We start from the raw sequence: 23,858 nt of genomic DNA on the forward strand, positions 1-23,858 counted from the left end.
CCCTACTCCTCGTCCCATGGGATGACACAGCCTGTCCGCGATACGGACACGGGGTGAGCACGGCCGGGCGGGGTCGGGCGTCAGCCCTTCTCCTGTCGTTCACCCGTAGGTGTGGCGGACGTTGGGATCCGCTGGGAAGTTCACCAGCATGGACCTCCCCGACTTCGGTATTCCGCCCCAGCTCGCGCGCCGGATGAGCATGGCCGAGCAGCACGAGTACCTGCGGACGAAGCTGTCCCGGCGCCGCACGCTGGTGACCGCGGGCGCGGTGGCCGGCGGCCTGCTGACCGGCTGCGCGGGCAACCGTCCTTCGAATCCGGCCGCCTCCTCCCGCACGGCCACGGCCACGGTGCACGGTTCCGCCGTCTCCCCCTTCGGCCGCCACCTCGCCTTCGGCGCCGACCCGAAGACGCAGATGCGGATCTCCTGGCAGGTCCCGCTCGCGGTGAGGAAGCCGTACGTCCGCGTCGGCCCGGCCCCCGACGACCTGAGCCGGAAGATCGAGGCCGAACTCCGCGACCTGCACACCCCCGGCCAGACCGGGGTGCGCCTCGCGCTCGACCAGTACTACCTGCACGCGGCCCTGGACGGACTGCGCCCCGGCACGACGTACTACTACGGCGTCGGCCACGACGGCTTCGACCCGGCGGACCCGAGCCACCGCTCGACCATCACCAGTTTCCGTACGGCCCCGGCGAGCCCGGAGAAGTTCGTGTTCACCGCCTTCGGCGACCAGGGCGTCGGCACCGCCGCGGCGGCCAACGACAACCTGCTGCTGCGCCAGAAGCCCGCCTTCCACCTCCACGCCGGCGACATCTGCTACGCCGACGGCAACGGCCAGGGGCTGAAGTCCGACGGCTACGACCCGGGCTTCTGGGACCTGTTCCTCAAGCAGAACGAGGAGGTCGCGCGAAGCGTGCCGTGGATGGTGACGACCGGCAACCACGACATGGAGGCCTGGTACTCCCCCGACGGCTACGGCGGCCAGCTCGCCCGCTGGTCCCTCCCCGAGAGCGGCTTCGATCCGCGCTCGGCGCCGGGCGTGTACTCCTTCACGTACGGCAACGTCGGCGTCGTGGCACTGGACGCGAACGACGTGTCGTACGAGATCCAGGCCAACTTCGGCTACACGGGCGGAAAGCAGACGAAGTGGCTGGAGCGGAAGCTGGGCGAGCTGCGGACGGCCAAGGGGATCGACTTCGTCGTCGTCTACTTCCACCACTGCGCGTACTCGACGTCCGCGCACGCCTCCGACGGCGGGGTGCGCGCCGAGTGGCTGCCGCTGTTCGAGAAGCACCAGGTCGATCTGGTGATCAACGGGCACAACCACGTGTATGAGCGGACGGACGCGATCCGCGGCGGCGAGGTCGGCCGGGCGGTGCCGGTCGGCGGCGCGACGGATCCCACCCGGGACGGGATCGTGTACGTCACGGCCGGCGGGGGCGGCCGTGATCTGTACGGCTTCCCCGCGGGGGTGAAGGAGAGCTACGAGGGGCGTGTGCACGACCACGAGTCGGTCGAGACCTTCCAGTGGGCGAAGTCGAAGCAGCCCCGGAAGGAGACGGTGGAGTGGTCGCGGGTGCGCTACCGCGGGTTCTCACTGCTCTCCGTGGAGGTGGAGAGCGGGCCCCGGCCGCGACTGACGGTGTCGGCGCTCGCGCAGGACGGGAAGCGCGTCGACCGTTTCGAGGTGCGGCGCGGGGCCTGACAGGCTGTGCGGGGGCTGCGTCAGTGCCCGGTCGAGCCGCCGTTGTCACGGCGGTCGAGGGCGCGCTGCAGGGCAGCGGCGGCGTTCTTGCGGTCGGACTCGCTCGTACGGGAGATGTGACGGACTCGACGGCGGGCGGTCGTCTCGGCCATGAGAAATCGACTCCTTCGAATACCAGGGAAGGTGATTACGAGACGCCGGAGGGGCGGGGAGCGATGGGCCGCAGGGGTTGCCTGCACGGGCCCGGCTCACGACCGCCATTCGCTTGATCGAGCGAGACGTTCGGCTTCTACAAAGCTAAGGGAGGACCGTCGGTCTGTCTGCACAATTACTCGGACTTCCTACTATCTGAGACGGCGTAGTGGATCACACCGCCCTGACCTGCGGTTTCACCGAAGCTCTGAGTTCCCGGACCAGCGCGCGAACGGTCGCGGTGGCGGCGAGCTCGGGTGTGGTGACGTACCCGACCCGGCGGGTGGGGCGCTCGGGTCCGAGATCGGTGATCTCCGTACCGACCGGGACCGCGGTGAGCGAGAGCGCGGGCATGATCGCCATGCCGAGCCCGCTGCCCACCATCGACAGCACGGCCCCGTCGTCCTCGGCGCGGACGGTCGCGGCGGGGATCCAGTCCTGCGCGGCCCACCAACGCCGGGTGTGGGAGGAGCAGTTCTCCCTCCAGTCGACCAGCGGCAGCGACCGCGGATCGGGGTGCCCGGCCGGGTGCACGAGGGAGTACGGCTCCTCCAGGAGCTCGTCCCCGACGAGTTCCTGCGGGACCGGCGCACCGGTGCCGAGCGTGGCGATCCCGAGGTCGGCCCGCCCCTCGGCCACCTCTCCGGCCGTTCCGGGACCGATCTCCCGTACGACGGTGACGGTCGCCTCGATGCCGGGGTGACGTGCGGACAGCCGCGCCAGGACCGGCGGCAGCAGGTACAGGGCGGCACTGCGGAAGGCGGCGACCCGGAGGGGACCGGTGATCTCGGCCCTGGGAGTGTCCCGGGTCTCCCTCACCAACGCCTCCAGCATCCGCAGGACCCGGCGGGCATGGGCCACCGCGCGTGCCCCGGCAGGGGTGGGCCGGGCTCCGTACCGTCCCCGCTCGAACAGCACGACCCCCAGCTTGCCCTCGATGCCGCGCACAGCGTGCGAGACGGCCGACTGGGTCATGCCGAGCCCGGGCGCCGCCGCCGAGAAACCGCCCTGCTCGGCGACCGCCACCAGGATTCGCAGCTCCTGCGGCGCAAGATCGACGACCGTGCTCACCATGTCCCCCACCTGCTTCTATGAGGGCAGCTCATGGATCCGCCCGTTCCATGAACCGAACCCTCTGCCCCCTCCTGCGCATTCCTCCTACCGTCCTGGTCATGACCGCGCTCACCGTGCACCAGACCGCCCGACCGACCGGCTTCCCGACCCCGGGACACTTCCGCTTCGTGGAGTCCCCCGTCCCGTCCCCCGCCCCCGGGACGGCACTCGTCGAGAACCTCTACTGGTCGGTCGACCCCTACCACCGCGAAATGATGGACGGCGACTTCGAGTTGAACGCCCCGCTGGAGGGCCGCGCCCTCGGCAGGATCGTCACCTCCCGCGAACCAACCCTGCCTGAGGGCGAGTTGGTGTTCCACCGCAAGGGCTGGCGGACGCACTCGGTGGTGGCCCCGGCCGAGGTGAGACGCCTGCCGTCATACGAAGGCGTACCGCTCTCCGCGTACTTGAGCGTGCTCGGCGGCACCGGGCTGACGGCGTACGTCGGTCTCACCCGGATCGCCCGACTCCGCGAGGGCGAGGACCTGTTCGTGTCCGCGGCGGCCGGCGGGGTCGGCACGGCGACGGGCCGTTTCGCACGGCTGCTGGGCGCGGGAAGGCTGATCGGCAGCGCGGGCTCACCGGAGAAGGTGCGGTATCTGACCGCAAAGGTCGGCTACGACACGGCCTTCGACTACCACGAGGGACCCGTCGCGGACCTCCTCGCGAAGGCCGCCCCCGACGGCTTCGACGTGTTCGTGGACAACGTCGGCGGGGAGCAACTGGGCGCGGCGATCGGGGCGTTGCGGCAACGCGGGCGGGTGGTCCGTATCGGCACGGTCGGCCAGTACAACACCCCGGCCGCGCCACCGGTGGTCTTCAACCACGCGGACGTGGTGGAGAAGAGCCTGCGCATCGAGGGCTTCCTGGTACGCGACTACGTGGACGTCCAGCAGGAGTTGTACGACTTCGCCGTACCGCACCTGCAGAGCGGGGCGCTCGCCCTCGACGAGACGGTGGTGGAGGGGTTCGACCGGATCGTGGAGGCGTTCCTGCTGATGCTGCGAGGCGGGAACACGGGGAAGATCCTGGTGCGGGCGGCCTAGAGGGCGTCGACGACCGCGTTCCTGAAGGCCTGCGGGGACTCCACCCAGGGCAGGTGGCCGGCCCGCGGCAGCACGGTCCGTCGTACCCGCGGCAGTGCCTGCTCCAGCGAGTCCACCGCCGAACGGGGGCGGATGTCCTCGGCACCGTCGATGATCGTGACGGGTACGTCCAGGGACCGGCAGGCGGCATGCAGTTCGGGAGTACCCCAGGTGCTCCTGGTCTCGGCGTTCAGGGCCTTGTTGCACTCGCGGTTGATGTCGAACCAGGGGTCGGCCATCCGCCGGGCGTGCTCCAGGGCGCCCTCGCGGTCCACGAACTCGGCCGACCACTGGTGAACGGCCCGCTGCGGATCCCCGTCCGGCAACTCCCGTTCCGCGCCGAGCCGTACGGCGAGGTTCTCCTTGTACGAGGCGTGCCAGTCGGACACCGGCCCGATGCCCGTGCCGCTGACGTAGACCAGCGTGCTCACCCGCTCCGGGTGGGTGAGGGTGTAGCTCAACGCCAGTTGCGCGCCCCAGGAGTGGCCGAGGAGGGCGATCCGGTCGAGGCGGAAGTGGCGTCGTACGGCGTCCAGATCGGCCACGAAACGCTCGGTCGTCCACGGTCCGGCGCACCGCTGCGAACGCCCGCCGCCACGCTGGTCCCAGCGGATCACCGTGGCCCGTTCCTCCAGCATCGCGGCCACGTCCTGGAACATGTCCCACAGCCCCGGACCGCCGTGGCACAGGACCAACGGCTCGCCCTCTCCGGATCGCGAAGCCCACAGCCGTACGCCGTCCTCGGTGATCACCGTCATGCCCGCATTGTGCGCACGCGGAGAGGGGCCGGACAACAGCCCGGCCCCTCGCGGTGACTGACGAATCGTCAGCCCATGTGCGGGTACGGATAGTCGGTCGGCGGGACCAGGGTCTCCTTGATGGCGCGGGTCAGGGTCCAGCGCTGGAGGTTCTGGGGGGCGCCGGCCTTGTCGTTGGTGCCGGAGGCGCGGCCGCCGCCGAAGGGCTGCTGGCCGACGACGGCGCCGGTGGACTTGTCGTTGATGTAGAAGTTTCCGGCCGCGTAGCGGAGCTTGTCCATCGTGTACGCCGCCGCCGCACGGTCGGCGGAGATCACCGAGCCCGTCAGCGCGTAGTCGGACGCCGACTCCATCTGGGTCAGCATCTCGTCGTACCGCTCGTCCTCGTAGACGTACACGGCCAGGAAGGGACCGAAGTACTCCGTGGTGAAGACCTCGTTCTCCGGGTCCGTGCACTCGACGACGGTCGGGCGGACGAACCAGCCGACCGAGTCGTCGTAGGAGCCGCCCGCGACGATCGTGCAGGTGGGGTCCGCCTGGGCGCGGTCGATGGCGGCCTTGTTCTTGGCGAAGGCGCGCTCGTCGATGACCGCGCCGATGAAGTGGGAGAAGTCGGTGACGTCACCCATGGCGATGCCGTCGACCTCGGCCGCGAACTCCTCGCGGAAACCGCTGTTCCAGATCGACGCCGGGACGTACGCCCGGGAGGTGGCGCTGCACTTCTGGCCCTGGTACTCGAAGGAGCCGCGGGTGAGGGCCGTCTTGAGGATCGCGCGGTCCGCGCTCGGGTGGGCGACGACGAAGTCCTTGCCGCCGGTCTCGCCGACCAGGCGCGGGTAGGTGCGGTACTTCTCGATGTTGGCGCCGACCGTCTTCCACAGGTGCTGGAAGGTCTTCGTCGAGCCGGTGAAGTGGATGCCCGCGAGGTCCCGGTGCTCCAGGGCGACCTTGGAGACCTCGATGCCGTCGCCGGTGACGAGGTTGATGACGCCCTTGGGCAGGCCCGCCTCCTCCAGCAGCCGCATGAGGAGGACCGCGGCGTGGGTCTGGGTCGGGGAAGGCTTCCAGACCACCACGTTGCCCATGAGCGCGGGTGCGGTCGGCAGGTTGCCCGCGATGGCCGTGAAGTTGAACGGCGTGATCGCGTAGACGAAACCCTCGAGCGGGCGGTGGTCGAGACGGTTCCAGACGCCGGGGGCGTTGGCCGGGGGCTGTTCGGCGAGCAGGTCGCGGGCGTACTTGACGTTGAAGCGCCAGAAGTCGACCAGCTCGCAGGGCGTGTCGATCTCGGCCTGCTGGGCGGTCTTGGACTGGCCGAGCATGGTGGAGGCGGCCAGGGTCTCGCGCCAGGGGCCGGCGAGCAGTTCGGCGGCGCGCAGGATGATCGCGGCACGGTCGTCGAAGGCCATCGCGCGCCAGGCGGGGGCGGCGGCGAGGGCGGCGTCGATGGCGTCCTGGGCGTCCTGCTGGGTGGCGTTGCGGTAGGTGCCGAGGACAGCCTTGTGGTTGTGCGGCTGCACGACCTGGAAGGCCTCGCCGCCGCCGAGCCGCTTCTCGCCGCCGATGGTCATCGGCAGGTCGACCGGGTTCTCGGCCAGCTCCTTCAGCTTCGCCTCCAGCCGGGCCCGCTCGGGCGAACCCGGGGCGTAGCCGTGCACCGGCTCGTTGACGGGGGTGGGGACCTGGGTCACAGCGTCCATAAGTTCCGTAACTCCTTGAACTTGAGCGGGTGTTCGGGATCAGCCCTTGCTGACCAAGCTGCGGGCGAAGAAGCGCAGGTTTGCCGGCTTCTCCGCGAGTCGGCGCATGAAGTAGCCGTACCAGTCGGTGCCGTAGGCCGTGTAGACGCGCATGCGGTGGCCCTCGGCGGCCAGGCGCAGGTGTTCGTCGGCGCGGATGCCGTAGAGCATCTGGAACTCGTACTCGTCGGGCTTGCGGCCGGCCTTGCGGGCGAGTTCCTGGGCGATGGAGACGAGGCGCGGGTCGTGGGAGCCGACCATCGGGTACCCCGCGCCCTCCATGAGGATGCGCAGGATCCGGACGTACGCCTTGTCGATCTCGTGTTTCTGCTGGTGGGCGACCTCGGCGGGCTCGTTGTAGGCGCCCTTCACGAGCCGCACCCGGCTGCCCGCCGCGGCGAGCCGACGCGCGTCGTCCTCCGTCCGGAAGAGGTACGCCTGGATGACGCAGCCGGTCCCCGGGAAGTCCTTCCGCAACTCCTCGTGGACGGCGAACATCGAGTCGAGGGTGGTGTGGTCCTCGGCGTCGAGCGTGACGGTCGTACCGATGGCGGCGGCGGCCTCGACGACGGGCCGGACATTGGCGAGGGCCAGCTCGTGGCCACCGGGAAGTGCCTGGCCGAACATCGACAGCTTCACCGACATCTCGGCCCTGGTACCCAGCTCAAGGGTTTCGAGCCGGTCGACGAGCGCGAGGTAGGCGTCCCGCGCGGCTTCCGCCTGCCGGGGCGTGGTGATGTCCTCGCCGACCACGTCCATGGTCAGCTCCAGGCCCCTGGAGGTGAGCTCCTGGACGATCGGCACGATGTCGTCGACCGTCTCGCCCGGGATGAAGCGGTCCACGACCTGCTTGGTCACCGGGGCCGCCGAGATCAGGCGTCGGATCCGGTCGCTGCGCGACGCGGCAAGAATCACGGGACCCAGCACGGGGCACCTCCACAGACCAGCAGACAGAACCACCGTGAAACCTAGGGATCCCTCTGATCGTCGGCCATCGACAGCTGTCACGCATCCGTGCCGCAGATCTCAGACAGATGTATGAAGGGGAGGGATTATGGGAGAGAATGCCCGGGTGACGGCCGATGCTGCATCCTCCCACCACGCGGGCGACTACCAGGAGCTGGTCGACGAGATCTCCGAACTCCTCGGCGTACCGGCGACCCTCGAGAACCGCGACTTCGAGCTGATCGCCTTCGGCGTGTACGACAGTGAGGGCGACCTCGATCCGTCGGCGCTGGACCCCGTCCGCACCCGCTCGATCCTGACCCGGCGTTCCACGGCCGCGGTCCGCACCTGGTTCGAGGGCTTCGGCATCACCCGGGCGAGCGGTCCGGTGCGGATTCCGCCGACTCCGGAGGCGGGGGTGTACCGCGGACGGATCTGTCTGCCCGTACGCCACCGGGGAGTGGTCCTCGGCTACGTCTGGCTCCTGGAGTCCGACCCCGGCCCGACCGAACGGCAGCTGGAGTCGGCGATGCGGGTGACGACCCGTATCGGCGCACTGCTCGCGGACGAGGCGCAGCACGGGGCCGACCTCAGCAGGGAGCTGCGGGCCGTGCTGACCGCCGAGCCGGGCTGGCAGGGCGACATGGCGGTGGCGGCCCTGCGCACGGCACTGGGCTCCCGCGGCGACGGCCCGTACTCCGTGGTGTGCGTCGCCCCGTGGCCCTCGGCCGAGCCGGACGACGCCCCGTCGGCCCGTACGGTGCCGCACGCGACGGCGCTGTGCACGCTGCCCTGGGGCACCGCGGCCCGGTCACTGGCGGTGCTGGTACGACTGCGGGCCACGGACACGCTGACCCCGGCGACCTCGGCGGCGACCCGGTTGCTGGAGCGGGCGCGGGGCGTGGAGGGCGGGGCGGGCAGCGGGGGTGACACCGGGACGACAGGGCACGGCACTTCGGGTGGGGCTCCCGGCGCGGCGGTCTCAGGCGCCGTGATCGCCGGGGTCGCCGCCGCGCGCACGGGGCTCGCCGAACTGGCGCCCGCCTGGCAGGAGGCGTCGGCGTCGGCTCGGGCAGCGCTCGCGGAACCCGGGTTCGGGCCGGTCGCGGAGTGGTCGCGCATCGGCCCCTACCGCCTCCTGACCGCGCTGCCCCCGCAGACGGCCCGCGACCCCGCCGTACGCCTCCTCCTGGCCCCCGCCCACCGCGACCTCGCCCGCACCGCCGAGGTCTACCTCGACTGCGCGGGCCAGGCCGGCCGCACCGCCGCCGCACTGGGCATCCACCGCCAGACCCTCTACTACCGCCTCTCCCGCGTCGAACAGCTCACCGGCCTGGACCTGGACGACGGCGAGGACCGGCTGTTGCTGCACATGGCGCTCAAGGGGGCGCGGCTGTAACGACGTGCGGGTCACGTGCGTGCGGCGGCCTCGATGACCTGTCGCAGACCCTCGGTGAGGGTGTCCGCATCGGGCGCGCTCTTCGGATCGAAGGCCCACTGGCCGATGAGCCCGGTCATCAGTGTCAGATAGAACCGGCCGACGGTGTCGGCGCTCTCGTCCGTCACCTCCTCCTCCGGCACGCCCATCAGCATGGAGACCAGGCCACGCCCGCCCTCACGCTGGGCGCGGGCCAACTGGTCGCGCACCTCGGGCAGTTGGTCACCCATGCCCATGATCTCCAGGCTGAGCCGCCACATCGAGCCGGGCCCGCGCATGGTGTCGACGATGTTGGCCCACACCTCCCGGAAGCGCTCCAGCGAGCCGGGCGCACCGGTGAACCCGTCGCCCGCCTCGAAGGACATGGCCTCCACCAGTGCGATGTACGCCTGCCCCAGCAGTGCGTCCTTCGACCCGTAGTGATAGCCGATCGAAGCGAGATTCGTCCCCGACTCCTTGACGATGTCCCGCGCGGTCGTGCGCAGGAACCCCTTCTCCAGCAGGCAGCGCTTGGCGCCCTCGAGCAGATCCTCGCGATGTCCCATGCGCCCAGCCTACCGAAGGATCCATACAACCGTCCTAGACGAGCGACTTAAACGAGAGTCCCATACAACTGTTCTACACAACCGTTCTACACAGCCGTACTATACAAGCGTTCTAGACAAGCGTGTAAGACGCCTGTACGGTCGCTGCCATGACGAACTCGACGAGCACTTCCGCCGGCGCCCGGGCCGGACGCCGTGAGTGGACCGCCCTCGGCGTCCTGATGCTTCCGCTGCTGCTGGTCTCGATGGACGTCTCCGTCCTCTACTTCGCGATCCCGGCGATCAGCGCGGACCTGGAGCCGAGCGGCACCCAGCAGCTGTGGATCTTCGACATCTACGCCTTCGTCCTGGCCGGCCTGCTGATGACCATGGGTTCGCTGGGCGACCGCATCGGCCGCCGCAGGCTGCTGATGATCGGCGCGGTCGCCTTCAGCGCGGCATCGCTGATGGCGGCGTACGCGCACAGCGCCGAGATGCTCATCGCCGCCCGCGCGGTCCTCGGCATCGGCGGTGCGACCCTGATGCCGTCGACGATGGCGCTGATCCGCACGATGTTCACCGACCCCGGCCAGCGCGCGAAGGCGATCGGCATCTGGTCCGGCATGATGACGGCCGGCATCGCGCTCGGCTCGGTGATGAGCGGCGTCCTGGTCGAGTACTTCTGGTGGGGCTCGGTCTTCCTGGTCAACCTGCCCGCGATGGTGCTGCTGCTGGTCCTCGCCCCGGTCCTGCTGCCCGAGTCGAAGGACCCTGTTCCCGGCCGCTTCGACTGGCCGAGCGTCCCGCTGTCGATGGCCGCCGTACTGCCCGTCGTCTACGGCCTGAAGGAGATCCCGTCCGAGGGCTGGAACATCCGTTACGTCGCCTCGATCAGCGTCGGCCTGCTCTTCGCGGCCCTCTTCGTGCACCGCCAGCGCACCACGGCCTCCCCGATGATCTCCCCGGCCCTGTTCCGCGGCCACGGCTTCGCCCCCGCGGTCGTCCTCAACCTGATCTCCGCGTTCGGGATGATGGGCTCCGCGGTCTTCACCACGCAGTACCTCCAGTCGGTGCTCGGCAAGAGCGCCCTGGAGGCGGCCCTGTGGGCGCTGCTCCCCTCGGTGCCGATCGGCATGGTGGCCCCGGTGACGACCTCGCTGGTCCAGAGGGGCACGAACCGCGCCTACGTCGTGACCGCCGGCTTCGTCATCGCCGCCTGCGGCTACGGCCTCCTCGCCCTCGCCGGTACCGACTCGATGTGGCTGGTCCTGACCGCCTGCGGTGTCCTCGCCTCCGGGATCGTCATGGTCATCTCGCAGATGACGGACCTGGCCCTGGGCGCGGCCCCGGCCGAACGCGCCGGCTCGGCGTCCTCACTGCTGGAGACCGGCACCGAGTTCGGCGGCGCCCTCGGCATGGCGGTACTCGGCTCCATCGGTACGGCGGTCTACCGCCACGACATGCCGGGTTCGGCGCCGGACGCGGCCCGCGAGACGCTGGGCGGGGCACTGGCGGCCGCCGACCGGTTCCCGGGCCTGGCGACGACGGCCCGGGAGGCGTTCACCCACGGGATGCAGGGGGCGGCGATCGCGGGGGCGGTACTGCTCGCGGGGGCCGCGGTACTGGCGGCGACACTGCGAGGAGTCGCGGTGCGCGAGGAAGCGCCGGCGCGGGAGAAAGTCCCCTGCTAGAGCGCACACAAAACGCCGGACGGGCTGACCAACTCAGCCCGTCCGGCGTTTGAGGACGAGGCCCCTTCGGGGCCGAAGCGGGGGCCTGGGGGCGGCAGCCCCCAGAACCTGCCGCAACCTCAGACCAGGTTCACCGCACGCGCGGCCGTCGCGCCGATCTCCTCGGCCACCTCGGCCAGCACGCCGGCGGGAACCGCGTCGTCCACCGTCAGAACCGCGAGCGCCTCGCCACCCGCGGCAGCCCGCGAGACCTGCATACCGGCGATGTTGATCCCGGACTCGCCGAAGATCCGGCCGACCGTGCCGACGACACCGGGACGGTCCTCGTAGTTGAGGACGACCATGTGGTCGGCGAGCGCGAGGTCGACGTCGTACTCGCCGACCGCGACGATCTTCTGGAGGTGCTTGGGACCGGCGAGCGTGCCGGAGACCGACACCTCCTCGCCGCTGCCGAGCGTGCCGCGCACGGTGACGACGTTGCGGTGGTCGGCCGACTCCGAGCTGGTCGTCAGCCGCACCTCGACGCCGCGCTCCTGCGCGAACAGCGGGGCGTTGACGTACGACACGGTCTCGTCGACGACGTCCTCGAAGACACCCTTGAGGGCGCTGAGCTCCAGCACCTTCACGTCGTGCTGGGTGATCTCGCCGTACACCTCGACGTCGAGGCGGACCGCGACCTCACCGGCGAGCGCGGTGAAGATCCGGCCGAGGCGCTCGGCGAGCGGCAGGCCCGGCTTGACGTCCTCGGCGATGACACCGCCCTGGACGTTCACCGCGTCGGGGACGAGCTCACCGGCGAGGGCGAGGCGCACCGAGCGGGCGACGGCGATACCAGCCTTCTCCTGCGCCTCGTCGGTGGAGGCACCGAGGTGCGGGGTGGCGACGACCTGGTCGAACTCGAAGAGCGGGGAGTCCGTGCAGGGCTCCTTCGCGTACACGTCGAGACCGGCACCGGCGACCCGGCCCTCCTTGAGGGCGGAGTACAGCGCCTCCTCGTCGACGATCCCACCGCGCGCGGCGTTGACGATGCGCACGCTCGGCTTGACCTTGCGCAGCGCCTCGTCGCCGATGAGGCCGACGGTCTCGGGGGTCTTCGGCAGGTGGACGGTGATGAAGTCGGAGACCTCGAGCAGCTCGTCCAGGGACAGCACCTTGACACCCATCTGGGCGGCGCGGGCGGGCTGGATGTAGGGGTCGTAGGCGACGACCTTCATCCCGAAGCCGGACATGCGCTGAGCGACCAGCGCACCGATCCGGCCCAGGCCCACGACACCGAGGGTCTTCTCGGCCAGCTCCACACCGGTGTACTTGCTGCGCTTCCACTCGCCGTTCTTCAGCGCGGCGTTGGCCTGCGGAATGTGGCGGGCGGTGGCGACGAGGAGACCGCAGGCGAGCTCGGCCGCGGTCACGATGTTCGAGGTGGGGGCGTTGACGACCATCACGCCGGCCTTGGTGGAGGCGGAGACGTCGACGTTGTCCAGGCCGACGCCGGCTCGTGCGACGACCTTCAGCTTCTTCGCGGCGGCGATCGCCTCGGCGTCCACCTTGGTGGCGGAGCGGATCAGGATCGCGTCGACATCGGCGATGGCCGGGAGCAGTTCGGCTCGGTCCGCTCCGTTGCAGTGCCGGATCTCGAAGTCCGGGCCAAGCGCGTCCACGGTCGCGGGCGACAGCTCTTCAGCGATGAGTACGACAGGTTTCGAGCTCACGTGAGTCCTCACAAGTCCATTGCGGACGGCCGTCCCGACGGCCGCAGGCGGTGGAGGGATGCTTGCCGCGTGGAAGACGCACGACGTTGTGGGCCTGACGCGTATGTAGTACGGCAGTGTAGTGGCGCGGAGAGGGACATCCCGCGCCGCTGTGGAAGGATCACCCGGACGTGCCGATCGACAGAATCCGGCCCCTCCGGCGTTCGAGGAACGGGGTCCGGGGCAGAGCCCCGCGACGGCGCCCCGAGCCGGCGGCACCGTCGCGGAGCATTCCGCTTACGCCTCCTCGTCGACCCAGCTCATCAGCTTGCGGAGCTGCTTGCCGGTGGTCTCCAGCAGGTGCTCGGAGTCGGCCGTCTTGTACTCGTTGTACTTCTTCAGGCCGCCGTGGTACTCGGCCATCCACTCACGGGCGAAGGTGCCGTCCTGGATCTCGGCGAGGACCTTCTTCATCTCGGCCTTGGTGGCGTCCGTGATGATCCGCGGGCCGGTGACGTAGTCGCCCCACTCGGCGGTCTCGGAGATCGACCAGCGCATCTTCTCCAGGCCGCCCTCGTACATGAGGTCGACGATGAGCTTCAGCTCGTGCAGGCACTCGAAGTACGCGATCTCCGGCTGGTAGCCGGCCTCGGTCAGCGTCTCGAAACCGGCCTTGACCAGCGCGGCCGTACCACCGCAGAGAACGGCCTGCTCACCGAACAGGTCGGTCTCGGTCTCCTCGGTGAAGGTCGTCTTGATGACGCCGGCGCGGGTGCCGCCGATGCCCTTGGCGTACGACAGGGCGAGCGCGAAGGCGTTGCCGGTGGCGTCCTGCTCGACGGCCGCGATACACGGAACGCCGCGGCCCTCCTCGTACTGGCGGCGCACCAGGTGACCGGGGCCCTTGGGGGCGACCATGCAGACGTCGACGCCGGCCGGCGGCTTGATGAAGTCGAAGCGGATGTTCAGGCCGTGGCCGAAGAACAGCGCGTCACCGTCGTTGAGGTTGTCCTTGATGGACTCCTCGTAGACCTGGGCCTGCAGCGGGTCCGGCACCAGGATCATGATGACGTCGGCCTCGGCGGCGGCCTCGGCGGGCGTGACCACGCGCAGGCCCTGCTCCTCGGCCTTCGCCTTGGACTTGGAGCCCTCGTGCAGACCGACCCGCACGTCGACACCCGAGTCACGCAGCGACAGCGCGTGGGCGTGGCCCTGGCTGCCGTAGCCGATGACCGCGACCTTGCGGCCCTGGATGATGGACAGGTCGGCGTCGGCGTCGTAGAACAGCTCGGCCACTTTGGGTTCTCTCCTTGTGTGCAGGTGTTGCGTCCCACCGTATGACGGCGGGCTGAGATGAAGTTTCGGGGTCTCGGTATACGGGCGGCCGGAGCCGCCCGTACCCCGCCTTAGGCGCTGCGGTCGAGCGCGCGCAGTGAGCGGTCCGTGATCGAACGGGAACCACGGCCGATCGCGATCGTGCCGGACTGGACGAGTTCCTTGATGCCGAAGGGCTCCAGCATCTTCAGCATCGCGGACAGCTTGTCGCTGCTGCCGGTGGCCTCGATCGTGACGGCCTCCGGGGAGACGTCGACGGTCTTGGCGCGGAACAGCTGGACGATCTCGACGATCTGGGAGCGCGTCTCGTTGTCGGCGCGCACCTTCACCAGAACGAGTTCGCGCTGAACGGCCGAGCCGGCTTCCAGCTCGACGATCTTGAGCACGTTGACGAGCTTGTTGAGCTGCTTGGTCACCTGCTCCAGCGGCAGTTCGTCGACCACGGTCACCACGATGGTGATCCGGGAGATCTCGGGGTGCTCGGTGACACCGACCGCGAGCGAGTCGATGTTGAAGCCGCGGCGCGAGAACAGGGCGGCGATCCGGGCCAGGATGCCCGGGGTGTTCTCCACCAGGACGGAGAGCGTGTGCTTGGACATGATCTTTTACGTCTCTCTCGCTCAGTCGTCTTCGTTGTCGCCGAAGTCGGGGCGGACGTCCCGGGCGGCCATGATCTCGTCGTTGGAGGTGCCGGCGGCGACCATCGGCCACACCATCGCGTCCTCGTGGACGATGAAGTCCACGACGACGGGGCGGTCGTTGATGGAGTTCGCCTCCGCGATGACCTTGTCCAGGTCCTCCGGACGCTCGCAGCGCAGCCCCACGCAGCCCATCGCCTCGGACAGCTTCACGAAGTCCGGCACGCGCGTGCCCTTCGCGTCCGGGTTGACGTCCTGCGGACCGGAGTGCAGCACCGTGTTGGAGTAGCGCTGGTTATAGAAGAGGGTCTGCCACTGGCGGACCATCCCGAGGGCGCCGTTGTTGATGATGGCGACCTTGATCGGGATGTTGTTCAGGGCGCAGGTGGTGAGTTCCTGGTTGGTCATCTGGAAGCAGCCGTCGCCGTCGATCGCCCAGACCGTGTTGCCCGGCATGCCGGCCTTGGCACCCATGGCGGCCGGGACCGCGTAGCCCATGGTTCCGGCACCGCCGGAGTTCAGCCAGGTCGCGGGCTTCTCGTACTGGATGAAGTGCGCCGACCACATCTGGTGCTGGCCGACGCCCGCCGCGAAGATCGTGCCCTCAGGTGCGAGCTGTCCGATCCGCTCGATGACCTGCTGCGGAGCGAGCGAGCCGTCAGCCGGCTGGTCGTAGCCCAGCGGGTAGGTCTCGCGCCAGCGCGACAGGTCCTTCCACCAGGCGGTGTAGTCGCCCCGGTGACCCTCGCTGTACTCCTTCTGGACGGCCTGGACCAGGTCCGCGATGACCTCGCGGGCGTCACCGACGATCGGCACGTCGGCGGCGCGGTTCTTGCCGATCTCCGCCGGGTCGATGTCGGCGTGGACGATCTTGGCGTGCGGGGCGAAGCTGTCCAGCTTGCCGGTGACGCGGTCGTCGAAGCGGGTACCGAGGGCGACGATCAGGTCGGCCTTCTGCAGCGCGGTGACGGCGGTGACCGCACCGTGCATGCCCGGCATTCCCACGTGCAGCGGGTGGCTGTCGGGGAATGCGCCGAGCCCCATCAGGGTGGTGGTGACGGGTGCTCCGGTGAGTTCGGCGAGGACCTTCAGCTCGGCGGTCGCCCCGGCCTTGATGACACCGCCGCCGACATACAGGACGGGCCGCTTGGCCTGGGTGATCAGCTTGGCGCCCTCGCGGATCTGCTTGGCGTGCGGCTTGGTCACCGGGCGGTAGCCGGGCAGGTCCATGACCGGCGGCCAGGAGAACGTCGTCTTCGCCTGCAGGGCGTCCTTGGCGATGTCGACCAGCACCGGGCCGGGACGGCCGGTGGAGGCGATGTGGAAGGCCTGCGCGATGACCCGCGGGATGTCCTCGGCCTTGGTGACGAGGAAGTTGTGCTTGGTGATCGGCATCGTGATGCCGACGATGTCCGCCTCCTGGAAGGCGTCCGTACCGATCGCCTTGGAGGCCACCTGACCGGTGATCGCCACGAGCGGCACCGAGTCCATGTGGGCGTCCGCGATCGGCGTGACCAGGTTGGTCGCGCCCGGGCCTGAGGTCGCCATGCAGACCCCGACCTTGCCGGTGGCCTGCGCGTAACCGGTGGCCGCGTGCCCCGCTCCCTGCTCGTGCCGGACCAGGACGTGCCGCACCCGGGTTGAGTCCATCAGCGGGTCGTACGCCGGAAGGATGGCACCACCGGGAATACCGAATACCGTCTCGGCGCCGACCTCCTCGAGAGAGCGGATGAGGGACTGCGCGCCCGTGACGTGCTCGGGGGCGGACTGCGGTCCTCCGGATCGGGGCCGCGGCTGCGGATGGGCCCCGGTGGCCTGCTCGGTCATCGTCATTCTCTTCTCGATGCTGAGGGTTTTGTGCTGGGGTTTTCGCGAAGTTCGTGCGGTGTACGGCTGCGGTACGACAGGTTCCTGTGCAACAAAAAACCCCTCGTGCCATAAGGCAAGCGAGGGGAGCGCGCCGGGTGGGGTCGCTGAGCGATCGAGGGCTCAGCGTCAGCCGACGCGCTTTCCAAGTACGAGAATTCGGGTGCGCATGGCAATGACCCTCTCCCTGGCACGCACCCACTGTCAAGTGGGTGGGACGGGAGTCTCATTATGTGAGCGCAGGGCCGTCGCACCCGCCGTCGCACCTCCGAACACCGTCTGCACACCACTGGTGTACACCCCCGCGCCGCCGCCCGCGAACGCGGGCTCGGCCGGTCCGTGCGGCACCGGATAGTGGCCCGCGGCCAGGGCCCGGCGCAGCCGGTACTCGTCGAGCGGGCCCGAGAACGCCATGCCCTGTCCGTGGGTGCAGCCCATCGCGCGCAGGGCGACGACCTGCTCCGGAAGGTCCACGCCGTCGGCCACCGACTGGAGCCCGAGATCTCCGGCGATTCTGAGCAGCCCGCTGGTGATCTTGTGCAGTCTGGCGGACTCCACGACGCCCTCGACCAGGCTGCGGTCGAGCTTCAGCACGTCGACGGGGAGCCTGCGCAGCGCGGTGATCGCCGCGTAACCGCTGCCGAACCCGTCCAGGGCGATACGGACGCCGACGCGCCGGATCGCGGTCAGCCGGCGTTCCAGCTCGTCCAGGGAGACCCGGGGGTCGGTGTCGGAGAGCTCGATCAGCAGCGAGCCCGACGGCAGCCCGTGCCGGGTCAGCAGTGCTTCCACGGAGCCCAGGGGCAGCGAGCGGTCCAGCAGCCGCTGGGCGCTCATCCGGACCGCCACGGGCACGGCGAGCCCGGTCGCGGCCCGGTCGGCGGCCTGTTCGACGGCCTCCTCCAGGATCCAGCGGCCCAGTTCCTGCGTCCGGTCGCTGTCCTCGGCCACCCGCAGGAACTCGGCGGGAGTGAAGAGCACTCCCTGTGAGGAGCGCCAGCGTGCCTGGGCGGTGACCGAGGTGATCCGGCCGTCCTCCAGACCGACGACGGGCTGGTGCAGCAGGGCGAACTCGCCGTCGTGCAGCGCGGCACGCAGGCGCGTGGCCAGCTCCACCTTCCGTACGACGTCCTGTTGCATCTGGGGTGCGTACAGCTCGACGCGGCCCTTGCCGCCCGCCTTGGCGCGGTACATCGCGAGGTCCGCGTTGCGCAGGATCTCGCCCGCTCCGAGGCCGGGTTCGGCGAAGGCGACGCCGATGGAGGCGGCGACCCGGACATCGTTGCCGTCGATGCGGTACGGCTGCGAGAGCGTGATCCTGAGGCGGTCGGCGAGCTCCAGGATGTGGCCCTCGCGGGCGGTTCGGTCGCGGGTGCCGTCCCCGACGATCAGGGCGGCGAACTCGTCCCCGCCGAGCCGGGAGGCGGTGTCCCCGTACCTGACCGCGTCCTGGAGTCTGCGGGCGGCCTGGACGAGCAGCTCGTCCCCGGCCTGGTGCCCGATCGTGTCGTTGACGGCCTTGAAGCCGTCCAGGTCGATGAAGAGGACCGCGGTGCCGCGGTCGGAGGAGCGGCGGCCGGACAGGGCCTGCTGGACGCGCCGGGTGAACAGGGCGCGGTTGGGCAGGTCGGTGAGCGGGTCGTGCTCGGCGTTGTGCTGGAGCTGCGCCTGCAGGCGCACTCTTTCGGTCACGTCCCGGCTGTTGAAGATGAGGCCGCCGTGGTGGCGGTTGACGGTGGACTCGACGTTGAGCCAGCCGCCGTCGCCGGAGCGGAAGCGGCACTCGATGCGGGTGGTGGGCTCCTCGGGAGGGCTGGCGGCGAGGAAACGGCGCACCTCGTGCACCACGCAGCCCAGATCCTCCGGGTGGATGAGACCGGCCAGTTCCGTGCCCACCAGTTCCTCGGCGGAGCGGCCGTAGACCCCGGCGGCGGCCGGGGAGACGTACCGGAGGATGCCGTTGGGCGCGGCGATCATGATGACGTCGCTGGACCCCTGCACCAGGGAGCGGAAGTGGTTCTCCTTCTGCGCCAGTTCCTGGGTGAGGGTGATGTTGTCGAGCAGCATGATGCCCTGGCGCATCACGAGGGCGAGCACGACGGTGCCGCCGGTCAGGAGCACCACACGGTCCACGCTGCGGCCGTTGAGGACGTTGTAGAGGATCCCCAGTGTGCAGACGGCGGCCGCCATGTAGGGCGTGAGGGCGGCCAGCGATCCGGTGATGGGCCGGGTGGCCGGGTACCGGCCCTGGTCACCGCCCTGCGCGGGCGGTTGGTGAGGGGTTCCGGGACGCATTTTGGGCAGGTGTTCGCGCACCACGCGCGTGTGCCCGACCGAGGACTGCCGGTCGCCGTCCGGGGGCCGGGGTGCGGCCCAGGGCGCGTAGGCGAGGAGCACGGAGCCGGCGAACCAGCCCGCGTCCAGCAACTGGCCGGAGTGGTAGTTGTTGTGGAGCAGCGGCGAGGTGAACAGGGCGTCGCACATCACGGTCAGGGCGAGCGCGCCGATCGCGGTGTTCACCGCGGTGCGGTTCACCGCCGAGCGCCTGAAGTGCAGCGCGAGGACCATGCTGACGAGTGCGATGTCCAGCAGCGGATACGCCAGGGACAGCGCGGTGTGCGCGACGCTCGGCCCCTCGGACTTCGCCGCCTGGGCGAGGGCCAGGCTCCACGACAGCGTGAGCAGCGAGCCCCCGATCAGCCAGGCGTCCAGCCCGAGACAGACCCAACCCGCCTTCGTCACCGGGCGCTTGGCGAGGACCAGCAGTCCCACGATGGCCGGTGGCGCGAAGCAGAGGAAGAACCCGTCGGCATAGCTGGGGCTGGGCACGGGCCGCCCCAGGACGACCTCGTACCACCCCCAGACGAGGTTGCCGAGGGACGCCATCGCCGAGGAGAGCGAGAAGAGCAGCCAGGCGGGTCGAAAGCGGATCCGGCGGCTGCGGGCGTAGCGGAAGCAGGAGACGGCGGCGGTGCCCGCCGCGGCGCTCAGTCCGAAGTCCCCCATGATCAGGGCGGCTTCGCGCGAACCCCAGCCGAGTGCGGAACCGACGGCGTATCCCGCGCAGACCAGGGCGATCAGGAGTTGGTGGACCAGGTTCGTCCCACCGCGGAAGGCCGGCGGCCGGGAAGGCAGCGCCCCCCGCGCGGGCTGGGCCCGCAGCGCTCCGTCGAGGGTGGTCGTAGGAGACGGGGGCGAGCTCACCGGGCCCTCCTGGTCCGCGCCGCTCCGGGGTCCCGGGGGTCCGGGTGCGCCGGGTGCGCATGCCTCCTGCGGCTGCTGTGCCTGCGGTGGTGGGAACTGTGGTGGCCGCCGTGACCGGCGTGGTGATCGCGTCCGCGCGCGGCCGTGTGCCAGGGTCGCCGTCGGCGGCCCCGCCGCGTCGGATCGTTCGTCCATAGGCCGTGCATCGCCCGTCGCCCCCCTCACAGTCTGCAATGTCCATCCCCGGCGCCGAAGTGCGCGGCGCAGCCCCTGTCGGGACGATACACCAGTCTCGTCACTCAGGGACATAGTTCCTCTACGCTCCGTGACGATCAGCAGACTTGTGGGCACGGACCGCGTCCGGAGGACTGCGGAGGGTGCCGGAAACGGATCAGGCGTCGTCCGCGCCCGTCGTGAGGATCACGTTGCGCAAGGGCTCCTGGTTCACGAAACGATTCAACTGATCCGCCAACAGGCGTTTGGCGCGCGGCAGGAACGCGGAGGTGGGTCCGCCGACATGCGGGCTGATGAGCACCCCGGGCGCCTGCCACAACGGGTGCCCCTGGGGCAGCGGTTCGGGATCGGTGACGTCGAGGGCCGCGGTGATACGGCCCGTCTCCAGCTCGGCGAGCAGCGCCTTGGTGTCGACGACGGGGCCGCGGGCCACGTTCACGAGGAGCGCGCCGTCCTTCATGCGGGCCAGGAAGTCGGCGTCGGCCAGGTGGCGGGTGGTCTCGGTGAGGGGTGTGGACAGGATGACGACGTCCGCCGCCGGGAGCAGGGCGGGCAGTTCGGTGAGCGGGTGCACCGGGCCGCGCTCCGTGACGCGCGCGGAGCGTGCGACGCGCGCCACCCGCGCGACCTCGAACGGAACGAGCCGGTCCTCGATGGCGGAACCGATGGAGCCGTAGCCGACGATGAGTACGTTCTTGTCGGCGAGCGCGGGGTGGAACGCGCTCTGCCAGGACTCCTGCTGCTGGGCGCGGACGAACTGGGGGATGCCGCGCAGCGAGGCGAGGGTCAGGGTCAGGGCGAGTTCGGCGGTGCTCGCCTCGTGCACACCGCGCGCGTTGCACAGCGCCACCCCGGGTACGAGGTCCCCCAGCCGGGCCAGGACGTCGTCGACGCCGGCCGTGAGCGTCTGGACGAGCCTGAGGTTGCTCATGTGCGGCAACGGCCGGACCTTGACCGGTTGCCGCTTCATGTAGGGCACGACGTAGACGGCGCAGTGCGCCGGATCGCCGGGGAACTCCTGGTCACCGTCGTCACCCCCGTCCCAGAAGAGGTAGTGGGGCCCTTCGGGAAGCCCCTCGATGTCGTCGGGCGGGATGGGGAGCCACACGTCAGCAGTCATGCTCCGGAGGCTATGTCAGGCGCCTGGGACCGCAGAGGTTAGGTTGGGGGGCCAGGAGAGGGAGGGTCACGAGCAGGTGGAGCGCAGGACGATCGGCGCGGCGGCGCTCGCGGTGGGAGCCGTCGGACTCGGGTGCATGCCGATGAGCTGGGCCTACAACGGTTCGAGGCAACGGGGCGACGAGTCGCTCAGGGCCGTGCACCGGGCGCTCGACCTGGGCTCGACGCTGCTGGACACGGCCGACATGTACGGCCCGTTCACCAACGAGCTGTTGCTGGGGCGGGTGTTGAAGGAGCGGCGCGCGGACGCGTTCGTGTCCACCAAGGTCGGCCTGCTGGTGGGCGAGCAGCACATCGTGGCCAACGGCCGCCCCGGCTATGTGAAGCGGGCCTGTGACGCGTCCTTGCGGCGGCTGCAGACGGATGTGATCGACCTCTACCAGTTGCACCGCGAGGACCCCGAGGTCCCGGTCGAGGAGACCTGGGGCGCGATGGCGGAGCTCGTACAGGCGGGAAAGGTACGGTCGTTGGGGCTGTGCGCGATGGGAGCGCGGGGTGGCCGCCGCTCCGGGGGCCGGCTGTACGACGCGACGATCCGGCAACTCCAGCGGGTCCAGCAGGTCTTCCCGGTGAGCGCGGTGCAGGCCGAGCTGTCGGTGTGGTCGCCGGAGGCGCTGGAGACGCTGCTGCCCTGGTGCTCGGCACGAGGCATCGGCTTCCTGGCGGCGATGCCTCTCGGCAACGGCTTCCTGACCGGCACCCTCACTCCGGGCGAGGGCTTCGAACCGGACGACGTCCGCGCCCGCCACCCCCGCTTCACCGCCGAGATGACGGCCGCGAACCAGCCGATCGTCGTCGGCCTGCGCCGCGTCGCGGCCCGGCACGGGGAGGGGACCACACCGGCGCAGGTGGCGCTGGCGTGGGTGCTGGCGCAGAGCGGTCACGTGATCGCGGTGCCGGGCACCAAGCAGGAACGGTGGGTGACGGAGAACGCGGCGGCGACCGGGTTGCGGCTGACCGGACGGGACCTCGAGGAACTCGCGGAACTGCCGCCCGCGCAGGGCTCGTGGGACTGACAGGGGCCTCCGCACCCCGACCACTCCTGCGCGGATCGGGTGCGGGAGATCGGGAACCTGTGAGGCACGAGCGGTGTATGACAGGTAGAACCCGCCGCTTCGAAGGGACCATGATCGTGCATCGTCGATCTGTGACGGCCGTGCTGGCCGCGACCACGCTCCTGCTGACGGCCGGATGCTCCGACGGCGGAGGAGGCGGTTCACCGGGCGGCGGTGACAGCGCCTCTTCGAGCGGTACCGCCTCGGGGTCCTCACCCACCCAGCAGGCCGCCGAGGCGACCCCGCCCGCGACGGGCTCGGTGAAGGTGCTGCGCACGGTCACCGGGAACCTCAAGACCCCGTGGGGCCTCGCCCCGCTCCCCGACGGCGACCTGCTCGTCTCCTCGCGCGACGAGGGCACGATCGTCCGGGTCGACGGGCAGTCGGGCAAGAAGACGGAGCTGGGTCAGGTGTCCGGGGTCTCCGCGGCCGGCGAGGGCGGCCTCCTGGGCATCGCCCTGTCCCCGGACTACGCCTCCGACCACATGGTGTACGCCTACTTCACCTCGGCCTCGGACAACCGCATCGTCAGGATGGTCTACGACGAACAGAAGGACTCCGGCGAGCAGTTGGGCGCCCCCGACACCGTCTTCAAGGGCATCCCCAAGGGGTACATCCACAACGGCGGCCGGATCGCGTTCGGCCCGGACGGCATGCTCTACGCGGGCACCGGTGAGAGCGGCAACACCGGTCTGTCCCAGGACACCAAGTCCCTGGGCGGCAAGATCCTGCGCCTGACCCCGGAGGGCGACCCGGCCCTGGGCAACCCGTTCCCGGACTCCCCCGTGTACACCTACGGCCACCGCAATGTGCAGGGTCTCGCCTGGGACTCCAAGCAGCGCATGTTCGCCTCGGAGTTCGGACAGGACACCTGGGACGAACTGAACACGATCAAGCCGGGCGACGACTACGGCTGGCCGGACGCCGAGGGCAGGTCCGACGACAAGAAGTTCCACAACCCGATAGCCCAGTGGCACACCGACGACGCCTCCCCCAGCGGGATCGCCTACGCCGAGGGATCCATCTGGATGGCCGGGCTCAAGGGTCAGCGACTGTGGCGCATCCCGCTGAAGGGCACAGCGGCTTCAGCCGATCCGCAGGCCTTCCTGAAGCGCGAGTACGGCCGGCTGCGCACGGTGGTCTCCGCGGGCGGCGACAAGCTGTGGCTCGTCACCAGCAACACCGACGGCCGCGGCAGCCCCAAGGAGGGGGACGACAGGATTCTGGAGATACAGGTCAGCTAGTCGGAGCCGTCTACTCCGACTCGGCCTGCTCCGGCGCGGGCCGGCGGACGACGACCTTCCCGGACGTGAGATCTATCGGTCCGCGTCCGGGGTCACCGTCACCGACGTCCTCCCGGGTCAGCTCCAGCCGCTTCTGCTCGTCGTGGGTGTGCTTGCGGCCGGGTGCGAACAGTTCCTCGAACATGTTGAACATGCAGCCTCCCCTGCCGGTCTCCTACACCG

At 70.1% G+C, this 23,858-nt stretch carries 19 protein-coding genes; 6 read left to right on the forward strand and 13 right to left on the reverse strand.

Features of this window, described 5'->3' with window-relative positions; genetic code table 11:
- The first annotated feature begins 148 nt into the window (after window positions 1-148).
- A complete protein-coding gene (locus tag ACFYRX_RS38275; protein ID WP_389110433.1) occupies window positions 149-1,708 on the forward strand; it encodes a purple acid phosphatase family protein in 1,560 nt (519 codons plus the stop codon).
- A gap of 20 nt (window positions 1,709-1,728) precedes the next feature.
- Here ACFYRX_RS38275 and ACFYRX_RS38280 read toward each other — a convergent pair whose 3' ends face one another.
- Together ACFYRX_RS38280 and ACFYRX_RS38285 are read right to left on the reverse strand one after the other, a co-directional pair.
- Window positions 1,729-1,860 (reverse strand): hypothetical protein, encoded by a 132-nt coding sequence (locus ACFYRX_RS38280; RefSeq protein ID WP_107056436.1) that lies wholly within the window; start codon window positions 1,858-1,860, stop codon window positions 1,729-1,731.
- Between the two features lie 214 nt (window positions 1,861-2,074).
- Window positions 2,075-2,974, reverse strand: coding sequence for a LysR family transcriptional regulator (locus tag ACFYRX_RS38285; RefSeq protein WP_389110435.1), 900 nt, complete (start codon window positions 2,972-2,974; stop codon window positions 2,075-2,077).
- Between the two features lie 92 nt (window positions 2,975-3,066).
- Here ACFYRX_RS38285 and ACFYRX_RS38290 point away from each other — a divergent pair, with 92 nt between their 5' ends.
- A complete protein-coding gene (locus tag ACFYRX_RS38290; RefSeq protein WP_389110846.1) occupies window positions 3,067-4,059 on the forward strand; it encodes an NADP-dependent oxidoreductase in 993 nt (330 codons plus the stop codon).
- Here the strand turns inward: ACFYRX_RS38290 and ACFYRX_RS38295 are convergent.
- The 3 genes from ACFYRX_RS38295 to ACFYRX_RS38305 all read right to left on the reverse strand — a co-directional run bounded on the left by ACFYRX_RS38295 (window position 4,056) and on the right by ACFYRX_RS38305 (window position 7,522).
- On the reverse strand, window positions 4,056-4,856 hold the full coding sequence (locus ACFYRX_RS38295) for an alpha/beta fold hydrolase (protein WP_389110438.1): 801 nt from the start codon (window positions 4,854-4,856) through the stop codon (window positions 4,056-4,058). The two genes, ACFYRX_RS38290 and ACFYRX_RS38295, sit on opposite strands and share 4 nt — an antisense overlap.
- Before the next feature lie 68 nt (window positions 4,857-4,924).
- Window positions 4,925-6,556, reverse strand: coding sequence for an L-glutamate gamma-semialdehyde dehydrogenase (pruA, locus tag ACFYRX_RS38300; RefSeq protein ID WP_389110441.1), 1,632 nt, complete (start codon window positions 6,554-6,556; stop codon window positions 4,925-4,927).
- A gap of 39 nt (window positions 6,557-6,595) precedes the next feature.
- Complete coding sequence (locus tag ACFYRX_RS38305) at window positions 6,596-7,522, reverse strand: proline dehydrogenase family protein (protein WP_389110444.1); 927 nt, start codon at window positions 7,520-7,522, stop codon at window positions 6,596-6,598.
- A 127-nt stretch (window positions 7,523-7,649) separates the two neighbouring features.
- Here ACFYRX_RS38305 and ACFYRX_RS38310 point away from each other — a divergent pair, with 127 nt between their 5' ends.
- Window positions 7,650-8,939: a PucR family transcriptional regulator gene (locus tag ACFYRX_RS38310; protein ID WP_389110446.1), complete on the forward strand. Its 1,290-nt coding sequence runs from the start codon at window positions 7,650-7,652 to the stop codon at window positions 8,937-8,939.
- A gap of 11 nt (window positions 8,940-8,950) precedes the next feature.
- Here ACFYRX_RS38310 and ACFYRX_RS38315 read toward each other — a convergent pair whose 3' ends face one another.
- Window positions 8,951-9,523, reverse strand: coding sequence for a TetR/AcrR family transcriptional regulator (locus ACFYRX_RS38315; protein ID WP_389110449.1), 573 nt, complete (start codon window positions 9,521-9,523; stop codon window positions 8,951-8,953).
- Window positions 9,524-9,672: 149 nt separating this feature from the next.
- On the opposite strand from ACFYRX_RS38315, the gene ACFYRX_RS38320 reads away from it, so the two are divergent.
- A complete protein-coding gene (locus tag ACFYRX_RS38320) occupies window positions 9,673-11,193 on the forward strand; it encodes an MFS transporter (protein ID WP_389110452.1) in 1,521 nt (506 codons plus the stop codon).
- A 119-nt stretch (window positions 11,194-11,312) separates the two neighbouring features.
- On the opposite strand, the gene serA is transcribed toward ACFYRX_RS38320, so the two are convergent.
- The 6 genes from serA to ACFYRX_RS38350 form a co-directional block, all read right to left on the reverse strand.
- Window positions 11,313-12,902: a phosphoglycerate dehydrogenase gene (gene serA, locus ACFYRX_RS38325; RefSeq protein WP_389110455.1), complete on the reverse strand. Its 1,590-nt coding sequence runs from the start codon at window positions 12,900-12,902 to the stop codon at window positions 11,313-11,315.
- Between the two features lie 276 nt (window positions 12,903-13,178).
- On the reverse strand, window positions 13,179-14,177 hold the full coding sequence (gene ilvC, locus ACFYRX_RS38330; protein WP_389110458.1) for a ketol-acid reductoisomerase: 999 nt from the start codon (window positions 14,175-14,177) through the stop codon (window positions 13,179-13,181).
- Window positions 14,178-14,287: 110 nt separating this feature from the next.
- A complete protein-coding gene (gene ilvN / locus ACFYRX_RS38335; protein WP_389110460.1) occupies window positions 14,288-14,815 on the reverse strand; it encodes an acetolactate synthase small subunit in 528 nt (175 codons plus the stop codon).
- A 21-nt stretch (window positions 14,816-14,836) separates the two neighbouring features.
- Window positions 14,837-16,681, reverse strand: a complete 1,845-nt coding sequence (locus ACFYRX_RS38340) for an acetolactate synthase large subunit (RefSeq protein WP_389110463.1) — start codon at window positions 16,679-16,681, stop codon at window positions 14,837-14,839.
- Window positions 16,682-16,924: 243 nt separating this feature from the next.
- Window positions 16,925-19,924, reverse strand: coding sequence for a putative bifunctional diguanylate cyclase/phosphodiesterase (locus ACFYRX_RS38345; protein WP_389110466.1), 3,000 nt, complete (start codon window positions 19,922-19,924; stop codon window positions 16,925-16,927).
- Window positions 19,925-20,315: 391 nt separating this feature from the next.
- A complete protein-coding gene (locus ACFYRX_RS38350) occupies window positions 20,316-21,278 on the reverse strand; it encodes a 2-hydroxyacid dehydrogenase (protein WP_389110469.1) in 963 nt (320 codons plus the stop codon).
- Between the two features lie 76 nt (window positions 21,279-21,354).
- Here ACFYRX_RS38350 and ACFYRX_RS38355 point away from each other — a divergent pair, with 76 nt between their 5' ends.
- Both ACFYRX_RS38355 and ACFYRX_RS38360 read left to right on the forward strand, forming a co-directional pair.
- A complete protein-coding gene (locus ACFYRX_RS38355) occupies window positions 21,355-22,353 on the forward strand; it encodes an aldo/keto reductase (protein ID WP_389110472.1) in 999 nt (332 codons plus the stop codon).
- 77 nt (window positions 22,354-22,430) lie between these two features.
- Entirely contained in the window at window positions 22,431-23,636 is a 1,206-nt protein-coding gene (locus tag ACFYRX_RS38360) for a PQQ-dependent sugar dehydrogenase (protein ID WP_389110474.1), read from the forward strand.
- 10 nt (window positions 23,637-23,646) lie between these two features.
- Here the strand turns inward: ACFYRX_RS38360 and ACFYRX_RS38365 are convergent, their stop codons facing one another.
- The gene (locus ACFYRX_RS38365) at window positions 23,647-23,829 is read right to left on the reverse strand and encodes a DUF6191 domain-containing protein (RefSeq protein ID WP_389110477.1); all 183 of its coding nucleotides are present in this window, start codon (window positions 23,827-23,829) and stop codon (window positions 23,647-23,649) included.
- Window positions 23,830-23,858 lie beyond the last annotated feature (29 nt).

The organism is Streptomyces sp. NPDC005374 (assembly GCF_042872225.1).
Classification (GTDB): Bacteria; Actinomycetota; Actinomycetes; order Streptomycetales; family Streptomycetaceae; genus Streptomyces.

Coding starts and splice junctions, on each gene's coding strand:
- ACFYRX_RS38365 (WP_389110477.1), bottom strand. CDS start 23,829: ATGTTCAACATGTTCGAGGAACTGTTCGCACCCGGCCGCAAGCACACC.
- ACFYRX_RS38280 (WP_107056436.1), bottom strand. CDS start 1,860: ATGGCCGAGACGACCGCCCGCCGTCGAGTCCGTCACATCTCCCGTACG.
- ACFYRX_RS38320 (WP_389110452.1), top strand. CDS start 9,673: ATGACGAACTCGACGAGCACTTCCGCCGGCGCCCGGGCCGGACGCCGT.
- ACFYRX_RS38295 (WP_389110438.1), bottom strand. CDS start 4,856: ATGACGGTGATCACCGAGGACGGCGTACGGCTGTGGGCTTCGCGATCC.
- ACFYRX_RS38350 (WP_389110469.1), bottom strand. CDS start 21,278: ATGACTGCTGACGTGTGGCTCCCCATCCCGCCCGACGACATCGAGGGG.
- ACFYRX_RS38360 (WP_389110474.1), top strand. CDS start 22,431: ATGACAGGTAGAACCCGCCGCTTCGAAGGGACCATGATCGTGCATCGT.
- ACFYRX_RS38310 (WP_389110446.1), top strand. CDS start 7,650: ATGGGAGAGAATGCCCGGGTGACGGCCGATGCTGCATCCTCCCACCAC.
- ilvN (WP_389110460.1), bottom strand. CDS start 14,815: ATGTCCAAGCACACGCTCTCCGTCCTGGTGGAGAACACCCCGGGCATC.
- ACFYRX_RS38340 (WP_389110463.1), bottom strand. CDS start 16,681: ATGACCGAGCAGGCCACCGGGGCCCATCCGCAGCCGCGGCCCCGATCC.
- ACFYRX_RS38285 (WP_389110435.1), bottom strand. CDS start 2,974: ATGGTGAGCACGGTCGTCGATCTTGCGCCGCAGGAGCTGCGAATCCTG.
- pruA (WP_389110441.1), bottom strand. CDS start 6,556: ATGGACGCTGTGACCCAGGTCCCCACCCCCGTCAACGAGCCGGTGCAC.
- ACFYRX_RS38315 (WP_389110449.1), bottom strand. CDS start 9,523: ATGGGACATCGCGAGGATCTGCTCGAGGGCGCCAAGCGCTGCCTGCTG.
- ACFYRX_RS38275 (WP_389110433.1), top strand. CDS start 149: ATGGACCTCCCCGACTTCGGTATTCCGCCCCAGCTCGCGCGCCGGATG.